Consider the following 20492-nt stretch of genomic DNA (forward strand, 5'->3'; position numbering starts at 1 on the left):
CATCTTGAAATGGGCAATCTCGCTTCGACCAAACGTCGCGCCGGACCACTGATCATGACGGCAAGGCGCATTGTCGCCCTCATGAGCGAGCTCCTCTCGAACCCGACTGCCGCTTTCGGACTGATCGTCGTGGTCGCTCTGTTGCTGACGGCCTTGCTTGCGCCGGTCCTCGCCAGCCACGACCCGAACGTCATAGACCTCGGCAATGCGCTGAGCCCGCCGAGCAGCCAGCACTGGTTCGGCACGGACGAGCTCGGGCGGGATATCTACAGCCGCATCGTCTACGGAACCCGGATCAGCCTGACCTTCATTGTGATCGTCTCCGTCATCGTCGGTCCGGTCGGACTGCTGGTCGGGACGACGGCCGGATATTTCGGTGGCTGGTGCGACACGGTGATGATGCGGATCACTGATATTTTCCTGTCGTTCCCGAGCCTGATCCTGGCGCTTGCTTTCGTGGCGGCACTGGGCGCCGGCCTCGAGAACGCGATCGTCGCGATCGCGCTGACCGCCTGGCCACCGATTGCCCGACTGGCGCGGGCGGAAACGCTGACCTTCCGTGGAGCCGACTATATCGCCGCCTCGCGCATGCAGGGCGCCTCGGCGCTGCGCATCATCGTGAAGTCCATCATGCCCATGTGCCTGCCTTCGGTGCTGGTGCGCATCACGCTGAGCATGGCAACGGTGATCCTCACGGCGGCCGGCCTTGGCTTCCTCGGGCTGGGCGCACAGCCGCCCTTGCCGGAGTGGGGGGCGATGATCGCAACCGGCCGACGCTACATGCTGGATAACTGGTGGCTGGTGGCATTCCCCGGCGGAGCGATCTTGCTCGTCAGCCTTGCCTTCAATCTGTTGGGCGACGGTCTGCGTGACGCGCTCGATCCGAAGCAGAAGTGAGGAATGTGATGGAAAACCTCCTCGACATACGCAACCTGCATGTGAGCTACCGTGGCCGGGGCGGCGACAACCCGGTGGTCAAGGGGATTTCCTTTTCGCTCGGCCGGGAGCGACTGGGTATCGTCGGTGAATCCGGATCGGGAAAGTCGACGGTCGGCCGGGCACTGCTGAAGCTGTTGCCGACGGCGAAGATCACGGCGGACCGGATGCAGTTTGGCAGCACGGACCTGCTGACCTGTCGGGAGAAGGACATGCTCCGCGTGCGTGGGCGCCGCATGTCGATGATCCTTCAGGATCCCAAGTTTTCATTGAACCCCGTCCACCGCGTCGGAGATCAGGTTGCCGAGGCCTATCGCATGCACAGCGATGCCTCGGCGAAAGCGGCGAAGCAGCGAACCCTGGAGATGCTGGAGGCAGTCCAGATTCGTGATCCCGAGCGCGTGTTCGGCCTCTATCCCCATGAGGTTTCGGGCGGGATGGGACAGCGCATCATGATCGCAATGATGCTGATACCCGAGCCGGAGATCATCATTGCAGACGAACCCACCTCTGCGCTCGATGTCACCGTTCGGATGCAGGTCCTGAAGATCCTCGACGAGCTGGTGATCAGCAAGGGTATCGGGTTGATCATGATCAGCCACGATCTGAATCTCGTGCGTAACTTCTGCGACCGTGTTCTCGTCATGCGGTCCGGGGAGTTCGTCGAGGAGAGGCAGGCGCGCGATCTCAAGAACGCCGAGCACCCTTACACACGGGGATTGCTGGCCGCACAGCCCCATATCGGTGGTAATCGTGGTCCGCTCCCGGTGCTGAACCGCGGTCAGACCAACAGCGTCGCGACGACGGAGGCCACGCCATGACGGCAATCCAAGTTGAGAATGTTTCCATATCGCTGGGACTTGGCGCGCGCAGCAAGCCAATTCTCGATCGCGTGACGTTCAGCGTGGAAAAGGGCGAGTCCTTCGGGCTTGTAGGGGAATCCGGGTCGGGCAAGTCGACGATCCTGCGCTGCGTCGCCCGGCTCCTGAACGCATGGGACGGCAATATCGCGATCAACGGGCGGAACGTGCGCGATACGCCGTCGCATGAATATTGCCGCGCCGTACAGATGGTTTTCCAGGATCCCTATGGATCGCTCCACCCGCGTCAATCGATCCGAACCGCCTTGCAGGAGCCTCTTCGCATCCAGCGCGTGGACATGCACCAGGAGCGCATGGAGCAGGCGTTGATCGACGTCGGGCTCAATCCGGACTTCCTCCAGCGTTATCCGCACGAACTGTCCGGCGGGCAGCGGCAGCGCGTGGCGATCGCGCGCGCTCTCATTCTCGAACCATCGGTACTGCTGCTGGACGAACCGACCTCGGCGCTGGACGTTTCGGTTCAGGCCGAGGTGCTGAACCTCCTCAGCGAATTGAGGGTAAGGAAAGGCTTGACTTACCTGTTCGTTTCCCACGACCTCGCGGTAGTCGACCATATGTGCGAGAGGCTTGCAGTCATGCAGCATGGGCGCATCGTTGAGATCATGGATCGCACCGTGCTGGCGACTGGCGAGGCATCGGACCCCTATGCGCGCGAATTGATCCGGTCCAGTGTCGAATACGATCAGGCGGTTTGAGGTTCACCTGGAGCCATTTCGACAGGCGCACCAATATTCAGCTGCGGATAGGCGACAGGTGAACGGCAATGATCGATCATGACAACCTGGCCGCCATCGCCAGACGATTGCGCGACGCATCACGTTTTTCCCTGGGTTTTGAACCTACGCTGTCGTCGTTTGAAGCCTGGCGTTCAGACACGCTGGTCCAAGTCGCCCGGCTGATCGATGCAGGCAACTGCAGCGTGGATAGCGTCAAGACGGTCGAACGGTGGCATCTCCCTTCCCATGATGCCAGCCGTCTGGACGTGGGTTTTTCAAACGGCGAAAACACGCAGGCCTTCCTTCTCCAGCCGCATGGGCAGGCACCGGCGCCGGCGGTATTGCTCCTGCACGACCACGGCGCAACCTTCGATATCGGCAAGGAGAAGGTGATCCCGCCGCCAGCGGATGATGCGAAGGATGCTGCGGCGCGCGCATGGTCTCAGAGGTTCTACGGAGGACGGTTTCCCGGCGAGGAACTGGCGCGCCTCGGTTATGTCGTCCTGTGTGTCGATGCCCTCGGTTGGGGAAGCCGCTGCGGTAACGGCTACGAGGCGCAGCAGGCACTTGCCGCCAACCTGATGCAATTCGGCGTATCGCTTGCATCGGTCGTTGCCATGGAGGATGTCGCCGCCGCGCGGTTTCTCGCCAGTCTTCCGCAGGTCGACAGCAAACGTGTGGCGAGCTTCGGCTTTTCCTTCGGGGGCTATCGGGCCTGGCAGGTCGCGGCACTTTCAAGTGATGTCAGCGCCTTCTTTGCCGCGAGCTGGATGGGCACGCTCAAGGGCCTTATGCAGACCGGCGGCAATCAGTTGCGCGGACAATCCGCGTTCTACATGCTGCATCCGCAGATCGCCGGGAAGCTCGACTACCCCGATTTCGCCGGCCTTGCCGCGCCCAAGCCGGCCTATTTCCTCAGCGGGTCCGAGGACACACATTTCCCGCCGGCCGATGTCGCGGATGCGTTCGCGCGGCTGTGCGAGCTTTGGGCCGCGGCCGGAGCGGAGCAAAAACTGACGACAAGGATTTGGGAGGGTGGTCACCGTCTTCCGGTCGCTGAACAGGATGCAGCGATCGACTGGCTCGGCGCGGTGCTGCGGGGCTGACGAAGCGCATTTGCTTCGCCAGCCCCGTCATCCATTATGCGATCAGGTTCGCGTTGACGAAGTCGAAGTTGATGTCCTCGCCAAGACCCGGCTTGTCGGAGAGATGGACATAGCCTTGCTCGTCCATGGGATCGACGAGCGCGTTCAAGTATTCGAAGCCATCGTCATATTCCAGGAAGGGGTGCAGCAAGCCGCGCTCGTACCATTTGGCATTCTTGCTGCAGGCGGCAACGATGAGGTTGGGGGCGCCGTTGCCGTGGATCTCGCAATTCATCCCAAATGATTCAGCGAGGTGCATCGATTTCATCGCAGGGCTGATGCCGCCGACGTCGTGCACGCCGGTCCGCAAGATGTCGCAAGCGCCCGAGGTGATCCACTCGGCGCGGCTGAAGTGTTTGCCACCGGCACTTTCAGGCCCCAGAACCGGAATGTCGAGATTGGCGGCGAGCCAGGCGTAGGACGCCGAGCTCTGTTCGTCCATCGGCTCTTCGATCCAGTCGAAAGCGAGCTTTTCCAAACCTTTGCCGAGTTCGAGCGCCTCGGTGCGACTGTACCAATGGAAGGCGTCGATCATCAGGTGAATGTCCGGGCCGACAGCTTCCCGAACGGCAGCGCACGCCTTCAGATCCATCTTCACATCCGGAGCCCAAGACACCGGCGGCATCCATGTATGGAGCTTGATCCCCTTGTAACCACGCCTGACGAGCTTTTCTGCAAAGCGCCCGTAATCCTCGGGCGTGGCGAGGCCTCCCTGGAGCTCGTCGCCGCACATGATCGAGCCATAGGCCGGCACCTTGTCGCGATAGCCTCCGATGAGCTTGTGGACGGGCATGTTCAGTTTCCGCCCGGCAAGATCCCAAAGGGCGCAGTCTACGATGGCAAGCGTCCGATCGGTCAACTGCGCGGCACTTCCGCGCTGCCAATGGGCGAGGTCCTGCCAGAGCCTTTCACGGTCGAACGCGTCCTGGCCGATCAGCACCTTCCTGATAAACTTGTCGAGCACGTGCTGGCGGACGATCTCGGGCGGTGCGAAGCAATAGCCTTCGCTTCCATCGTCAGCGACGATCGTCAGCAAGGCGAGGTTCACCTTGTGTGCCGGACCAGGATGCGCGTGCCCGGCGCTATCGGCGTGGCGAAAGGTCGTATGCGCGAAGACACGCACGTGAACGTCGACAATTTTCAATTGAATCTCCTCCAGCTTCGGTCAATGCCCGACACTGATCGTTCGGCGTGGCCATCTCGAGTGTGATCGCCGCGCCAAACGCCCTGTGCCGGCGTGTAGCGTGTCGTGACGGTCGTGTAGAATGCGGTGGCGTCGCGGCGCCCGTCGGGCTTTCCGCAGAGCAGCCCCTCACGTCGATTTCGCCAGCGGCGCCTTCGGCATCAGCCCCTTGGGCATCGTTCATCACGGGCGGCGTACATTGACTTGTAATACACCGTCAATAATGTCATAATATGACTCAGGCGCTGCCGTCAATAGGATTTCTGCAATTGCCTTGACAGGCAGGCGTCGTTCAGAGTGTCTAGGTCGCAAGGCAGCGGGGGTAAGCATGGCGCGTGGTGTGGTTCAGCAGTCCGGAGCGCGAGTGGGCGCGGAGCAGCGAAAGAGCGGCGAAACGCTGGTTGAAATGGTGTCGCGCCGGCTGCGCGAGGCGATCTCATCCGGCACATTGAAGCCCGGGGACAGGCTTCCGACAGAGGGCGGACTGACGCAGGAATATGATGTCAGCCGCACGGTGATCCGCGAGGCGATTGCTTCGCTTCGCGCCGACGGACTGGTGGAGGCACGCCACGGAGTCGGGGTGTTCGTCCTGGCGCCGCAGGCTGGTCCCTACGACGGCTTCAGGAGCGCCGATCCCAACAAGATTTCATCGCTTCTGGAAATGCTGGAGCTGCGGGCGGCGATCGAAATCGAGGCAGCTGGCCTGGCCGCCATCCGGCGTTCTCCGGCACAGGAGGAGGCGATTCTTGAGTCCTATGACGAAATCGATCGGCTGAAAGGCGATGGCAAGCCTACGGTCGAGGCGGATCGAGCCTTCCATCTCGCGATCGCAGATTCCACGAGCAATCCGCGTTTTCGCGAGTTTCTGCAGCTGATCGGCAAGCAGATGATCCCGCGCGGCCTGTTGGCCGATGGCGACAACGAGCGTTCGTCGGAGGAGTATCTGCTGCAAATCCAGGCCGAGCACCTCCGGATCGCCCGTGCAATATCGGATCAGGACGAGGGCGCGGCGCGCGAAGCGATGCGACTCCATCTCAAAGGAAGCCAGCAGCGATACCGGCATTTTATCAAGCGGGGCTGACGCGACTCCGGTAAATGTATGATGAGTTGTTGACAGTCATAATATCTCTGGTAGGTTCTCTGTCATCGAACCTCATTTGTCCGGAGAGTACCCATGGCGATGGACCCTGTTGCATTGAAGGCTGCGCTCGGCGCCGGCCTGCTTTCTTTTCCAGTCACTCCCTTTACCGCTGACGATCGCTTCAACCGGCGCGTCTACGAAGAGCATGTCGGCTGGCTGGCCGGCTTTGATGCGAGCGTCCTCTTTGCTGCCGGCGGCACAGGCGAATTCTTTTCGCTGACACCAGCCGAGATCCCGGAGGTGGTTCGGGCCGCCAAGGCGGCCGCCGGCAAAACGCCGATCGTTTCGGGATGCGGATACGGCACGAACATGGCGGTCGCGATCGCAAAATCGGCCGAAGAGGCCGGCGCAGACGGCATCCTGCTTCTGCCGCAATATCTGATCGATGCCAGCCAGAACGGCCTCTATGCGCATGTAAAGGCCGTTTGCGATGCTGTTGGCATCGGCGTCATGGTATACAACCGGGACAACGCGATCCTGTCCGCCGGGACCCTTGCAAGGCTCTGTGATGCATGCCCCAACCTTGTCGGGTTCAAGGACGGATCGGGTGAGATCGGGCTTGTCCGCCAGATTACGGCAACGATAGGCGACAGGCTGACCTATCTTGGCGGCATGCCCACCGCGGAACTCTTCGCCGACGCATATCTCGGCGCCGGCGTCACGACCTATTCCTCTGCCGTTTTCAACTTCGTCCCGGCGCTCGCGCAGAGGTTCTACAAGGCTTTGCGCGCTGGTGAAACAGAGACGACGAACCGCATCTTGCGCGAATTCTTCTTCCCGTTCATGGAGATACGCAACCGCTGCAAGGGCTATGCTGTTTCTGCGGTCAAGGCCGGCGTGCGCCTCCAGGGATTCGACACCGGTCCCGTGCGTCCGCCATTGACCGACCTGACGTCCGAGGAAGTCGCGATGCTCGAAAGGCTGATCGAGCCGCACCGCAAATGACGATCGCCACCGGCGCCGTCGACCCGTTCGACGACCCGTACCGGGCAGGGGCCACAATTTAAGGGGAGGCCGATGAGCCATACCGATTATACCAACCGTTTTGCCGTCGATCCGAAGACCGCAGCCAGCTTCAACACCACGGAACTGCGCGACAATTTTCTGCTGCCAGCGCTCTTCGTGCCGGGGCGCATCCAGCTTCACTACACCAACTACGATCGCATGATTGTTGGCGGCGCCATGCCGACGTCGCGCGCTGTCGAACTGGAGACGATCAAGCCAGCCGGCACCGACATGCTGCTGGCGCGGCGCGAGTTGATCGCGGTGAATATCGGTGGGGCCGGCACCGTGATCGTCGACGGCGAACGGTTCTCGGCCGGCACGCGCGACATGGTCTATGCCGGGCTCGGCGCATCTGTGATGTTCGAATCCCTCTCGGCGGAGGAGCCCGCCAAATTCTATCTTCTGAGCGCGCCGGCGCATTTCCGCCATCCGGCAAAGCGCATCGGTATCGCTGACGCCAAGCGTGTCGATCTTGGGTCACAGGCAACGAGCAATGAGCGCTCTATCTTCCAGTTCATCCATCCGGAAGGGGCCAAGACCTGCCAGCTTGTCGTCGGCATGACGACGCTCGCGCCAGGATCCATCTGGAACACCATGCCATGCCACGTTCACGATCGGCGCATGGAGGCGTATCTTTATTTTGATCTTCCGGAAAAGGCCCGCGTCATTCATCTGATGGGAGAGCCGCATGAGACGCGGCACCTCATCGTGAAAAACGAAGAGGCGATCCTTTCGCCGGGCTGGTCGATCCATTCCGGAGCCGGCACGTCGAGCTATACATTCATCTGGGCGATGGCAGGTGACAATATCGACTATACCGACGTCGATCTCGTCGCGATCGAAGATCTGAAGTGAGGAGGGGAACATGACATCGAGCGAACTTTTCGTATCGCCGCAGGGAGCGGCGTGGGTGAGCCCGGAGCCGGGCGTGACCCGCCGCATCATGGCTTACCTGCCGGAGATGATGATGGTCGAAGTCGCCTTTGAGAAGGGTGCCGTCGGTGCGCTGCATTCGCATCCCCATATCCAGGCAAGCTATGTCGCCGAAGGTAGCTTCGAGGTGACAATCGACGGCAAGACCGAAACGCTGCCGCAGGGCGGAAGCTTCATCGTTCCGCCCAACCTCGTCCATGGCGTCAAGGCTCTCGAGCGAGGTCGGCTGATCGATACCTTCACGCCGCATCGCGCCGAATTTCTGAAGTGAACGGCCGATGACCGACATATTCAATCTTTCCGGGCGCGTGGCGGTCGTTACCGGCGCGAATACGGGCATAGGCCAGGCTATAGCCATCGCATTGGCCAATGCCGGCGCCTCCATCGTCGCCGTCGGGCGTTCGTCGATGGATGAAACGGAATCAGCCGTTCGCGCAGCGGGCGCCGGCTTTCATGTCATCAAAGCCGATCTCGGTTCGATTGAGCCGGTCAAGAATATCGTCGCCGAGACGATATCCACGTTTGGCAAGCTCGACATCCTCGTCAACAATGCCGGCATCATTCGCCGCGCCGACTCGATCGACTTCACCGAGGAAGATTGGGACGCGGTCATGGATGTCAACCTGAAGACGACGTTCTTCCTTTCGCAGGCTGCCGCCCGGCATATGCTGGAGCGGGGAGGCGGCAAGATCATCAACATTGCCTCGCTGCTATCCTTCCAGGGGGGCATCCGCATTCCGTCCTACACGGCATCGAAGAGCGGGCTTGCCGGACTGACACGCCTCCTTGCCTGCGAGTGGGCGGCAAAGGGCATCAATGTCAACGCCATCGCGCCCGGCTATTTCGTCACCAACAACACGACAGCACTCCGCGAGGATCCCGAGCGCAGCGCCGGCATCCTGTCCCGCATTCCTGCCGGGCGATGGGGAACGCCCGCAGAACTGGGTGGTGCGGCAGTCTTCCTGGCATCGCAGGCGTCCGACTATGTTCACGGCACGGTTCTACCTGTGGATGGTGGGTGGCTGGCGCGGTGAAATAGACGGGCTGGATCTGTTGGTGACGCTTCGACACCGCTCCGTGTACGCGCGGTTCCGGCCATGTAGCCCACATATTTCATTGCCGACCCGGCATGGCGCTTGCTCTTCACGCCACGAAGCATTCGTGTGGCCAATCGGCGATTGAAAAGATCGCGTTGTCAGCTAAACTCCTAGAAAACGCTGGCGAAACATCGCCGCCCTTGCCGGCCGCTCGGCGGGTGGAGATCGTCGACATACTTCTTCCTGGAAAGTTCCTGTGTCCCAAAGAGGAGACGATTGATGCGCGTGCTTGCTGCCCTGGGTGCCGCTCTTGCCCTGTTTTGCATTTCGGCGGCCGAATCCCCGTCAAACTACGTGACCTATGACGGTGTTCCCGTCGCCAATAATCCGAATGTTTTGCCAAGGTTCGACAGCGCACTGCGCCGCTGCGTGCCTGAGGCGAGCGATGTGAACTGGTCCAGGGGATCGACCAACCCGTACAGCCTTCAGTACAACTCGATCCTGCGCAATTGCCTCTACCGCTATCGATTCGTCGATCGTGGCTTCTATGCCTATCCGGCGACGCAGATCTTTGATCACTTCTTCGATCGCTGAGAAAAAGCCCCGAGTGGCGCCCCGGTTCGAACAGCGCGTTTTCTCGCGATAACTGGTCGAAAGTGCGAGAAGTTGGGCTTTCCCGTGTCTTGCAACCGGCGTATGCAGGTCGGGGACGAGTAAGCTCGCGTCCTCGATGCGAGGTAGCTCTTTCGGTATTTGTTACCTTCTTTGACGGCATCTGCCGCCTTGTTCCGGCGGTCGGTGCCGGAGCTTCTGTGTTGTCGGGAATTGCATGACTACAGTTCAAACGACCGAAAACCGGGAGGGCGTCGAAAGCGGGCGCCAGGCCCGTATCGTCGCATTGGTCGTGGCGGTCTCCTTCTTCATGCAGATCCTCGACGGCACGATCGTCGCAACTTCCCTGCCGCAGATGGCCCAGAGCTTCGGCGTGCAGCCGGTTGCAATGAGCATCGGCATCACCGTCTACATGCTGACGACTGCCGCGTTCATTCCGCTCTCCGGATGGCTCGGCGATCGGTTCGGGGCGCGTAACGTCTTTCTGTGCTCGATTGCAATCTTCACCCTGTCCTCGCTCTTCTGCGGGCTCTCGGGCAGCCTTGCCGAGTTCATCGCGGCTCGCGCCGTGCAGGGTATCGGCGGCGCGCTCATGACGCCGGTCGGGCGCATCATCGTCCTCAAGAACGCCCGCAAATCAGAGCTCGTCCATGCAATCGCGCTCATCACATGGCCGGCACTCACCGCCCCCGTGGTCGGCCCGATCCTCGGCAGCTTCATTACAACCTATCTCACCTGGCACTGGAACTTTCTGATCAACATTCCGATCGGCATCATAGGCATGGGACTCGTTCTCCGCTTCGTGCCGATCCAACGGGAGGATAGCACTGCAAGCCTGGACGTCCGCGGCTTCCTGCTCTCGGCGGCCGGAATGACCCTGCTGCTTGCCGGGCTCGAAATGTTCGTGCAGGCGAGCTCCTGGCTCGTCGCCGCAATCCTGCTTTGTTTGGCAGGCGTGGTTTTTGCCGTCCTCGCCACTCGCCATTTCCTCACGGCCGAGCATCCGCTGCTCGATCTTTCCGCCTTCAGAATCCAGACCTTTTCCATGTCGACCCTCTCGGCCGGAACGGCAAACCGCATCTCCATCAATGCAACGCCATTCCTGCTGCCGCTGCTCTTCCAGGTCGCGTTCGGCGCCAATGCAATCACCGCTGGCACCTATCTTCTTGTCTACTTCGCCGGCAATCTCGGCATGAAGACGGTCACGACGCCCCTCCTGCGCATGTTCGGGTTTCGCGTCGTACTGGTCCTTAACGGGCTGATATCGGCGCTCGCGATCGCCGCCTGCGGGCTGCTTTCACCACAAACGCCCGAGGTGATCACGTTCGCTCTTCTCTTCGTCGCCGGCCTTTCACGCTCGATGCAATTCACGGCGCTCAACACGCTGGCATTCGCCGATATTCACGCTGCCCAGCGAAGCTCGGCCTCTACTCTCTCCAGCATGCTGCAGCAGATTTCGATGCTGCTTGGCGTTGCCGTGGCGGCCGCGGTTCTCAATGTCACGCGCCTCGTGCGGGGCGACGAGCTCGCAGCTCTTACCGACTTCCGCGCGGCTTTCTTCGTCATCGGTGCGATCGGTGCGATATCCGCCATCCGTTTCCTGCAGCTTCCTGCCCAAGCGGGCGCCGAGGTTTCCGGTCACGCGCCCCGCTCTGAACGATCGCGCGGCTAAAAAATCGTCTCCCACCGGAACCTGCTGCCTCTTCATGCGTTGGTGACTCTGGCGGGGTTTGCGCAAATTGCGAAGATCGCGGGCATCTTAATCGGCGCGTCGGAGGGCGGCGGCCGGCAGCATGGATTTTATTGCCGCTATGAGTCGTGGTCATCGGTCGCTTTTCAGGTCTGTTCCTTTCATTCTTACGGCCGGCGCCATCATCTTGCTCGGTATCGTGCTTGGCGCCCTCTATTTCACCACGCAGGCCGCTCGCGAATCGGAAGCCGCCGTTCGCGCCAGCCGGCTCAATCTGCGCGTCCTCAAGCTGCTGAGTGCCGTGCAAGATGCCGAGACGGGCCAGCGCGGCTATCTGATCACGGGCGAGGAGCGCTATCTCAAACCCTTCGAGGAGTCGGTCAGCACCATTTCATCCGAGGCGAAGTCGATGGCGCCAGCCCTTGTCGATATCGGCGTTCAGAAGACGACGATCGACGAGCTCGAGGAACTGCTGACCAAGAAGCTCGACGAGATGACTCGGACGATCGCGCTTCAGAAGCAAGGCGATACGACCGGCGCGACCGAGCTGGTGAGAAGCAACCTTGGCATCAACTACATGGACCGCATTCGACAAATCGTCGATGACATACAGCAGCGCGGAATATCGGAATCGGCGAGACATGTTTCGGCATTGCGGGCATCGACCACCTGGCTCTCCACGTTCATTTCCTTCAGCGCTGCGCTGCTCGTGCTCCTCTCGGCCGGCGCAATCAAGCTCAGCCTCGACCGGACGCGCGAGATCGACAAGGCCCGACGCGAGCTCGCATTCGCGAACGAGACGCTGGAAGAGAGGGTGACGGAGCGAACGCGCAGCCTCCAGCAGGCCAACAACGAATTGCAGAGCTATGCCTATATCGTCGGCCACGACCTGCGAGCACCGCTTGTCAATATCGTGGGCTTTACCGAGGAACTCGAGCGAGCCGGCAACATCTTCAAGGAATATCTTCGGAGAACCGAGGATAGTGCGGCGAGCACGGACCGCAGAGCGGCGACGGAGGCGGTGGAGTCGGACATTCCGGAGGCTCTGGGCTTTATCCGCTCCTCGACGCAACGCATGGACAATCTCATCAACCAGATATTGCTCGTCGCGCGCGCCGGGAAGCGAGAGCTTTTGTCCCAGCCGGTGCGAATACGAAGCGTCGTTGACGATGCCCTCGCGACGCTGAAGCATGGTCTGGACGAGACCGGCATTTCCGTCAAAATCGGCGAGCCGCTGCCCGAGGTTCTGTCCGACCGGCTTGCACTGCAACAGATTATCAGCAACCTGTTGGACAATGCGGTGAAATACATGGACCCGGCCCGAGAGGGAGAGATATCGGTTCGCGGCTGGCGCAATGGCGGGCGCGTCGTTCTCGAAATCAAGGACAACGGCAGAGGCATTGCCGAGGAAGACCTGGAGCGGATTTTCGAACTCTTCCGGCGCTCGGGGCGGCAGGACAGGTCAGGCGATGGTGTAGGCCTCGCGCATGTGCGGACGCTTGCGCGGCGCCTAGGCGGCGATGTCGAGGTTCACTCGGTGTTGGGTGAGGGGACGGCTTTTCAGATCGCGATCGCCGCCGACCTGTCGCAGTTCAAACGGGAAGAAGTAGTATGAGCGATGCGGCGGCAGCGGTGAAGATCGTGATGATCGAGGACGATGTCGGCCACGCGCGTCTGATCGAGAAGAACATCAGGCGGGCCGGGGTCACCAACGAGATTGTTCCCTTCGAGACAGGCAGCGATGCGCTTGCATATCTTCTCGGTGCGGACGGCGCGGGGGAAGCCTGCCGCGGACAGCAGATCCTCGTCCTCCTCGACCTCAATCTGCCTGATATGAGCGGACTGGCTGTTCTGGAGCGGATGAAGGCCAACATCCACACGCGTCGCATCATGGTGATCGTCTTGACGACCACGGATGACCCGCGCGAGATCGCGCGCTGCTACGATCTCGGCGCCAACGTCTATGTCAGCAAGCCCATGCAATATGATAAGTTCGTGCAGGCAATCCAGCAGCTCGGCATGTTCGTCGCAGTCATGAAAATTCCGGAGGCCGAATGAGCGAGCCCAGCCGCGTCGCGGATCGCCCGATCCGCGTTCTCTATATCGATGATGATCCGGCTCTCGGGGTGCTCATGCGCAAGGGGCTCGAGCGGCGAGGCTATTTGGTCGAGCTTGCCCCCGATGGAGCAATCGGGCTTGAGCGCCTTGCTCAGGGTGGCGTGGACGTCATCGTCCTTGATCACTTCTTCAGCGGGGAGACGGGGCTGGATATCCTGCCGCGGATCATCGAGATGGGCGACCATCCGCCGGTGATCTACGCAACCGCCTCGGGCGACACATCGATTGCGGTCGCTGCGCTCAAGGCTGGCGCGGACGACTACATCCTGAAGGGCGCCTCCAGCGATGAGCTCGACCTGCTCGTGGCAGCGCTGGAGCAGGGGCTGGAGAGGGCGCGTTTCCGACGCGAGACCGCGCAATCGCAGGAGGTGATACGCCAACAGAGGGACCACGCCGAACTGTTGCTTGCGGAGGTCAATCACCGGATTGCAAACAGTCTCGGGCTCGCCGCAGCGCTGGTTCGCATGCAGGCCTCGATCATGACCGACCAGGTCGCCATCGATGCCCTTCAGGAAACGCAGATGCGCATCAATGCGATCGCGGCTGTCCATCGCCGCCTCTATACGAACCGCCGTGTGGGTACGGTCCAGGTCGACGAGTATCTCGGCAGCCTCCTGGGCGAACTGGAGATCTCGATGCGCGACGAAAAGCGGCCGCATCGTATCAACTTGAAATCGGTGCCGTTCACTATTGCGACCGACAAGGTCATCACGCTCGGCCTGATCGTCAGCGAACTCGTGACGAACGCATTCAAGTACGCCTATCCGGAGGGCCAGACAGGCGAAGTGCGCGTCATACTGGAACCCGTCGGACAGGACCAGATGCGCGTCTCTGTCGAAGATGACGGCATCGGTTTCGATCACGCCAAGCCCCCAAAGGGGACCGGCCTGGGTGGCAAGATATTGACCGCGATGGCAGGCAGCTTGAAATCGGAAATCAACTATGATGCCGATCATCAGGGAACACGCGCCGTCTTCACCTTCGCGCTGGATTGATCGGGTTGGCGGAGAGCCGCCACAGGGGGACATATGCGGGAGAACAAGCCTATCTGTGGGCCGGAAGAGGTCTTTTCCTTCTGGTTCCAAGTCTGCTCGCGCGAGGACTGGTTTCGCTCCTCTGCAGAACTCGACCGGGAGATTGGTAGGCGTTTCCAGGATACGCACCGCATACTCGCTGGTGCCGTCCCCGAGGCATGGCGCCGGAGCCCGGAGAGCATGCTTTCCGCGGTCATCCTCTTCGACCAGTTCCCGCGCAACATATATCGAGGCACACCGCTTGCATTCGCCACTGACGGCTTGGCCCTGCGGGAGGCGAAGGCTGCTCTTGAACAAGGCGCCGATCTTGCGGTACCGCAGCATTGCCGGGCATTCTTCTACATGCCGTTCGAGCATTCCGAGGATATCGCCGAGCAGGAAAGGTCGGTCGAATTGTTCGGGGCGTTGGGCGATGAAGAGTATCTCGATTTCGCCGAGCGCCACAGGGATGTTATTGCCCGGTACGGGCGATTTCCCCACCGCAATGCGATCCTCGGGCGGCTATCTACGGCGGAGGAGCTTGAGTATATTTCAAGGCCGGGCTCCGGATTTTGACCCAGACTTCAGGTCGCCCGCCTTTCTGTCGCCTTTCTTTGCGATAAAAGCACAGAGCTAATATCGACGATGCGAATCCAGCGGGGGCATTTTGCGGCTGAACCTCCTTCTACTTCGGACGATTGTTACGCTCGCGCTGTTCGCCGCCGGCGGGCAACTGCAGGGCAGTGTGGCCTTTGCGCAGGCGCAGCAGCCAGCGCAGACCGATCAGGCACCGCTCGCCAATAGCGCGCTCGATCAGGCCACGAAGGACCTTGAGAAGGCGAAGTCGACCTTTGCCGCGCTTCAAGAGAACGTGCAGAACAGCGCAGACGATGACGACGCGTTGGTCAAGTTTGCCGCGAGCGCCGACGAACTCGGTCGGTCCCTCGGTGGCATATCCGCGAATTTCGCACCGCGGCTGGAGCAGATCAAAAACAGGCTCGCGGAGTTGGGCGAGCCGCCGAAAGACGGACAGCCTCCTGAGGCGGACATCGTTACCAAGGAACGCAATGCGCTGACCGCTGAGCGCGCCCAGATCAATGTCGTCACGGGCGACGTGGAGAATCTCACGGGTGCGGTCGGCAAACTAACGAACCAGATTGCCCAGATGCGGCGGCAGCTTTTCGCCGATACGCTGCTCAGGCGCTCTGATGTATCCTTCTCGGTGCTCGGCGAGGCGGCGAGCACGTTTGCCGTCGAAGTAACGGAATTCAAGGATGCGCTCGCGAGCTGGCTGACTTTCGTTTGGAAGTTCAAACGTTTTCCGCTTTTCGCTGCTATTTTTCTTTCGTGTGCATCCGCACTCATTCTCCTCTCCGTCAGCTACCGGTTGTTCGGCTCCTATCTCCGGCGCGACGAGGCCATCGAAGAACCGTCCTATATCAGCCGACTTTCGATCGCCTTCTGGTCGACGGTCATTCGGACGATGGCGCTCGCGGCGCTGCTGGTCACTTCCTATTTCTTCCTCCAGAGCTTCAATGTTCTGAGGCCGGATATCGCGCCGATAATCGGTGCACTCTTCGGGGCGATCGGGCTGATCTATTTTGTCGGCCGTTTCACGAACGCGGTTTTCGCACCGCGCGAGCCGCATTGGCGTCTCGTGAAGCTCTCCAACCTGGGTGCGCGGTCAATCGGCGCGTGCCTGGTTGCGATGGCAATCGTCAATGCGCTGGATTACTTCTTCGGAAGCATTAGCGAGGCCATGGGCTCGCCGCTCGTGCTGACAGTCGTCAAGAGCCTCATCGCGGCCCTCATCATCGGCCTCATTCTCATCGCAGCATCCTTTGGCAAGCCGATGCTGGCCCGCGACGGAAATCCCGATTCGCCGGGCAGGCGCTGGCCGCGCGGCATGGCCATCATCCTGCGCGTCCTCGGCGCCGGTCTGATCATCACGGCGCTTTCGGGCTATGTCGGTCTTGCGCGCTTCGTGGCAACGCAGCTCATCATCACCGGCGCTATAGCCGTTACGATGTATATCGGCCTTCTTTCCGGCAAGGCGGTTTCGCGGCAGGAGGATTTCGGAGAAAGTCTTCTCGGCGGCTTCCTGCGCAAACGGCTGAAGCTCGGACCTGTCGCTGTCGACCAGGCGGGGCTGGTGGCCGGTCTCTGCATCTATGCCGTGGCACTCTTGACCGGTGTGCCACTCATCCTGCTGCTCTGGGGATTCCACGTCCAGGACCTGCAGTTGATCGCCTATCGCCTCTTCACCGAGGTGAGGCTCGGCGGCATCAGTATCTCGCTCCTCGGCATCTTTACTGGCATCCTCCTCTTTGCCGGCGGCTATCTTGCGACGCGCTGGCTGCAGCGCTGGCTGGACGGCACCGTCATGGCCCGCAGCCACGTCGACCTCGGTGTGCGCAACTCCGTCAAGACGGGCATTGGCTATCTTGGCGTCGGCGTCGCAGCAATCTTTGCCGTCTCGGCAGCCGGGATCGATCTTTCAAGCCTGGCGCTCGTCGCAAGCGCGCTCTCAGTCGGTATCGGTTTCGGGTTGCAGAACATCGTCTCGAACTTCGTTTCGGGTCTCATCCTGCTCGTCGAACGCCCCTTCAAGGTCGGTGACCACATCATCTCCGGCACGGCCGAAGGCATCGTGAAGAGGATCTCGGTGCGGGCCACCGAAATCGAGACCTTCCGCAAGCAGTCGATCATCGTGCCGAATTCCGAGCTCATAAATGCCTCCGTCGGCAACTGGACTCATCGCAACAAGATGGGCCGGTCGGAGATCCCCGTCTCTGTTGCCTACCATACAAACCCGCAGAAGGTCATCGACATCCTGCTGGAGCTGGTGAACGACGTGCCGCTCGTTCTTCGAAATCCGGACCCCCACGTCGAATTCCTGCGCTTCGGGACCTATTCGCTGGACTTCGAGCTGCGCTTCTTCCTTGCCGACATGGGCGACGGCCTGACGGTGCGAAACAACCTGCGGATGGCGATCCTGCGGCGCTTCCAGGAGGAGGGGATAGATATCCCGTTGCCGCAAAGCGACCTCACCATCCATCGGCAGGCCGATGCCGCCGCCGCTGCCCTCGGGTCAGGCAAGCCTGCAGCCCGGGCGGACAACGCCGAGGAGCCTGAGGCGAAGGCCGACGACGATCGGGTCCGCCCGTTGCGTAGCAAAGTCTCGGACGCGAGCGTCAAGAAATAAGGTCCGAAGCGTCACTTGGCGCCGGCAATGCGACGGCCGCGAGAAATGCGGCCGGCGCCCAATCCCCACGTTTTCAGACACCGTCTTGAGGCACCCGAAGGCGAAAGCTGGGCCTCGATCATTTTCAGACTTGTCTATCGCACCGCCGTCGCGGCAAGCTTGCCCCATGTCGTAATCAGGCGTTTGGCGGATTGGCCGGAATTGCATAGTCCGTCGCAGTGATGATTTTTCCGGCCGGGCCGGACAACTCCGTCGAGAAGAGGGTGATCTTTCCATGAAAACACATGCGCGGGCCGTGGTTATCGGAGGTGGCGTCGTTGGCGTTTCGACGCTGTATCATCTGGCCAGAAAGGGCTGGAACGATTCCGTCCTGATCGAACGCAAGGAGCTGACCTCCGGTTCGACCTGGCATGCCGCCGGCCTGCTGCCGCTTTTCAACATGAGTTACTCGGTCGGCCAGATTCACAAATACTCGGTCAGGTTCTACCAGGAACTGCAGCAGGAAACCGGGATGAATGTCGGTTTCAGCCAAGTCTCCAACATCCGCCTTGCGCGCACCAAGGATCGCTGGGACGAGTTCATGTACTATGCCGGCATCGCCGAGACGATCGGCGTAAAGGTCAACATCCTGACGCCTGAACAGGTCAAGGAGATCTGGCCGCTCTGCGAGACCGACGGTTTGCTCGGTGCGATCCAGCATCCCGACGACGGCTATATCCAGCCCGCCGACCTGACGCAGGCCTTGGCGAAGGGTGCGCGCGACCGCGGCGCTACGATTTATCGCAATACGACGGTGACTGCTATCGAGCAGCAATCGGACGGGCTTTGGAAGATCACGACGGACAAAGGCCAAATCACCGCCGAACATATCGTCAGCTGTACCGGCAACTTTGCTCGCAAGACCGGTGAAATGGTCGGCATCAATATTCCCGTCATTCCCGTCGAGCACCAGTACATCGTCACGGAGCCGCATCCGGCGATCGTCGAGCGGAAGGCCAAGGGTCTACCGGAAATGGGTGTCCTGCGCGAAGCTGACAGTGCCTGGTACATGCGTGAGGAAAATGGCGGGCTCCTGCTCGGCCCCTACGAGCACGGCGCACCCGTCTGCTACGTCAACGGTCCGTCCGACGACAGCGAGTACGAGCTCTTCCAGGAAGACCTCGACCGCCTGATGCCGCATATCGAGACAGCGATCACCCGCGTGCCTGCCTTTGGCGAGGTCGGCATCAAGAAGGTTTACAACGGCGCCATCGCGTATACACCGGACGGCAACCCGATCGTTGGCCCGGCGCCGGGGCTGAAGAATTTCTGGCTCAACGAGGGCCATTCCTTTGGCATCACCGCCGCCGGCGGCGCCGGCTGGCAGCTGGCCGAATGGATCGTCGATGGCGAGCCCACCGTGGACATGATGGGCGTCGATCCGCGCCGGTTCGGTCCCTACGCAACCGAAGGCTACCTCATTGCGAAGAACGAGGAGGCCTATGCCAACGTCTTCACGATGCACTACCCGGATGAGGAGCGCGCCGCCGCCCGTCCGCTGAAGACCACACCCGTCTATGATCGCCTGAAGCAGCACGGCGCCGTGTTCGGCTCCGTCTATGGCTGGGAGCGCGCCAACTGGTTTGCGCCGGAAGGCTACGATCTGCCGAAGGATCAGCTCGGCGTCGGCGTCGATGTCCTCACCAACCACAACTATGCTTCACCGCTGGAGGATGGCCGGATCGTCGAGAAATGGTCCTTCCGCCGATCAAACTATTTCGAGCATGTCGGCAACGAGGTCCTGAACGTGCAGAAGAAGGTCGGCGTGCTCGACATGTCCGCCTTCGCCAAGATGGAGGTTTCCGGTCCAGGCGCGCGCGAATGGCTTGAGAGCATCTTTGCCAACGCGATCCCGAAGAAGCGCGGCCGCATCGCGCTCTGCCACATGCTGACGAAAGAAGGCGGAGTGCGCGCCGAATTCACCGTCTACGAATGGGCGCCGGGTCGCTTCTACCTCGTGTCGGCCGGCGCCTATGAGGCGCACGACCACGACTATCTGCGCCGGCTTGCACCGACCGACGGCTCGGTGCGGCTGCAGCAGATCACTCAGAGGCTCGGCGTGCTGGTCCTCGCCGGTCCGAAGTCGCGGGACGTGCTGAAGAAGCTCACCCGCACCAGTCTCGAGAACAAGGACTTCCCCTGGCTTTCGGGCAAGGAGATCTCCGTCGGTGTCGCCTCCGCGCATGCGCTGCGCGTCAATTTCGTCGGGGAGCTCGGCTGGGAGCTGCATCACCCCATCGAGATGCAGAACTATATCTTCGACCAGTTGATGGAAGCCGGTGCAGAGTTCGGTATCAAGCCTTTCGGCATCCGCGCGATGCTAGCCATGTCGGTGGAGAAATCCTATCGCCTGATCCCGCGCGAAATGTCGATCGAATACAACGCCTATGAATCGGCGCTTGACCGCTTCATCAAGCCGGAGAAGCCGTTCCTCGGCCGGGAAGGGCTCCTCGCGTACAAGGAAAAAGGGCTGAAGTGGAACTTCGCCACGCTCGTCGTCGAGACAGGCAATGATGTCGATGCCCGCGGTTCCGAGGCAATCTACAACGAGGCTGGCGAACTGGTCGGACGTGCCACCAACGGCACATACGGCTTCCGAATCGGAAAGTCGCTGGCGCTTGCCATGCTGAAGCCGGCCTATGCAAAGGAAGGTACGAAGCTGAAGATCAAGATTCTCGGAACGACCTATAATGCAACGGTAGTCGGCGAGAGCCCCTACGACGCCGAGAACAACGCCCTGCGTGCCTAAGAGGACTTTACCTCGATGAAAAGGAAGGCGGCCGTCGGCCGCTTTTTTTGTGCCCGGCGTGAAGCATGGATTAACAAATACTCAAAGGC

Annotated in this window: 18 protein-coding genes; 17 read left to right on the forward strand and 1 reads right to left on the reverse strand. The window is 61.0% G+C overall.

Annotated features, from left to right (window positions below; translation table 11 throughout):
- Positions 1-81 precede the first annotated feature (81 nt).
- The 4 genes from EV286_RS08900 (at position 82) to EV286_RS08915 (ending at position 3639) form a co-directional block, all read left to right on the forward strand.
- Positions 82-897, forward strand: coding sequence for an ABC transporter permease (locus EV286_RS08900; protein ID WP_245500662.1), 816 nt, complete (start codon positions 82-84; stop codon positions 895-897).
- Between the two features lie 8 nt (positions 898-905).
- The gene (locus EV286_RS08905; RefSeq protein ID WP_132956663.1) at positions 906-1757 is read left to right on the forward strand and encodes an ABC transporter ATP-binding protein; all 852 of its coding nucleotides are present in this window, start codon (positions 906-908) and stop codon (positions 1755-1757) included.
- A complete protein-coding gene (locus EV286_RS08910; protein ID WP_132956664.1) occupies positions 1754-2512 on the forward strand; it encodes an ABC transporter ATP-binding protein in 759 nt (252 codons plus the stop codon). Before EV286_RS08905 ends, EV286_RS08910 begins: the two co-directional genes overlap by 4 nt.
- A 68-nt stretch (positions 2513-2580) precedes the next feature.
- A complete protein-coding gene (locus EV286_RS08915) occupies positions 2581-3639 on the forward strand; it encodes a dienelactone hydrolase family protein (RefSeq protein ID WP_132956665.1) in 1059 nt (352 codons plus the stop codon).
- Positions 3640-3673: 34 nt separating this feature from the next.
- Here EV286_RS08915 and EV286_RS08920 read toward each other — a convergent pair whose 3' ends face one another.
- Entirely contained in the window at positions 3674-4822 is a 1149-nt protein-coding gene (locus tag EV286_RS08920) for a mandelate racemase family protein (protein ID WP_132956666.1), read from the reverse strand.
- A 367-nt stretch (positions 4823-5189) separates the two neighbouring features.
- Between EV286_RS08920 and EV286_RS08925 the strand changes: the two genes are divergently transcribed.
- The 13 genes from EV286_RS08925 (at position 5190) to EV286_RS08985 (ending at position 20403) form a co-directional block, all read left to right on the forward strand.
- Complete coding sequence (locus tag EV286_RS08925) at positions 5190-5942, forward strand: FadR/GntR family transcriptional regulator (protein WP_165932809.1); 753 nt, start codon at positions 5190-5192, stop codon at positions 5940-5942.
- Positions 5943-6041: 99 nt separating this feature from the next.
- Complete coding sequence (gene kdgD / locus EV286_RS08930) at positions 6042-6947, forward strand: 5-dehydro-4-deoxyglucarate dehydratase (RefSeq protein ID WP_132956894.1); 906 nt, start codon at positions 6042-6044, stop codon at positions 6945-6947.
- Between the two features lie 72 nt (positions 6948-7019).
- Entirely contained in the window at positions 7020-7862 is an 843-nt protein-coding gene (gene kduI, locus EV286_RS08935) for a 5-dehydro-4-deoxy-D-glucuronate isomerase (protein WP_132956667.1), read from the forward strand.
- Between the two features lie 10 nt (positions 7863-7872).
- Positions 7873-8211, forward strand: a complete 339-nt coding sequence (locus EV286_RS08940) for a cupin domain-containing protein (protein ID WP_132956668.1) — start codon at positions 7873-7875, stop codon at positions 8209-8211.
- Positions 8212-8218: 7 nt separating this feature from the next.
- Entirely contained in the window at positions 8219-8974 is a 756-nt protein-coding gene (kduD, locus tag EV286_RS08945) for a 2-dehydro-3-deoxy-D-gluconate 5-dehydrogenase KduD (protein ID WP_132956669.1), read from the forward strand.
- Positions 8975-9256: 282 nt separating this feature from the next.
- Positions 9257-9571, forward strand: coding sequence for a hypothetical protein (locus EV286_RS08950; RefSeq protein ID WP_132956670.1), 315 nt, complete (start codon positions 9257-9259; stop codon positions 9569-9571).
- A gap of 235 nt (positions 9572-9806) precedes the next feature.
- On the forward strand, positions 9807-11261 hold the full coding sequence (locus EV286_RS08955) for an MFS transporter (RefSeq protein WP_132956671.1): 1455 nt from the start codon (positions 9807-9809) through the stop codon (positions 11259-11261).
- A 139-nt stretch (positions 11262-11400) separates the two neighbouring features.
- Positions 11401-12894 carry a CHASE3 domain-containing protein gene (locus tag EV286_RS08960; RefSeq protein ID WP_165932810.1) on the forward strand — a complete coding sequence of 498 codons (1494 nt, stop codon included), beginning with the start codon at positions 11401-11403 and terminating at the stop codon, positions 12892-12894.
- Positions 12891-13337: a response regulator gene (locus EV286_RS08965; RefSeq protein ID WP_132956673.1), complete on the forward strand. Its 447-nt coding sequence runs from the start codon at positions 12891-12893 to the stop codon at positions 13335-13337. The genes EV286_RS08960 and EV286_RS08965 overlap by 4 nt, the downstream gene beginning before the upstream one ends.
- Positions 13334-14392 (forward strand): response regulator, encoded by a 1059-nt coding sequence (locus tag EV286_RS08970; RefSeq protein WP_132956674.1) that lies wholly within the window; start codon positions 13334-13336, stop codon positions 14390-14392. Before EV286_RS08965 ends, EV286_RS08970 begins: the two co-directional genes overlap by 4 nt.
- A 33-nt stretch (positions 14393-14425) precedes the next feature.
- Positions 14426-14986, forward strand: coding sequence for a DUF924 family protein (locus EV286_RS08975; RefSeq protein ID WP_132956675.1), 561 nt, complete (start codon positions 14426-14428; stop codon positions 14984-14986).
- Between the two features lie 91 nt (positions 14987-15077).
- Positions 15078-17615 (forward strand): mechanosensitive ion channel family protein, encoded by a 2538-nt coding sequence (locus tag EV286_RS08980; protein ID WP_132956676.1) that lies wholly within the window; start codon positions 15078-15080, stop codon positions 17613-17615.
- A gap of 274 nt (positions 17616-17889) precedes the next feature.
- On the forward strand, positions 17890-20403 hold the full coding sequence (locus EV286_RS08985; RefSeq protein WP_132956677.1) for an FAD-dependent oxidoreductase: 2514 nt from the start codon (positions 17890-17892) through the stop codon (positions 20401-20403).
- Positions 20404-20492: the final 89 nt, after the last annotated feature.

It is taken from the genome of Rhizobium sp. BK251, assembly GCF_004345245.1.
Taxonomy (GTDB): Bacteria; Pseudomonadota; Alphaproteobacteria; order Rhizobiales; family Rhizobiaceae; genus Rhizobium.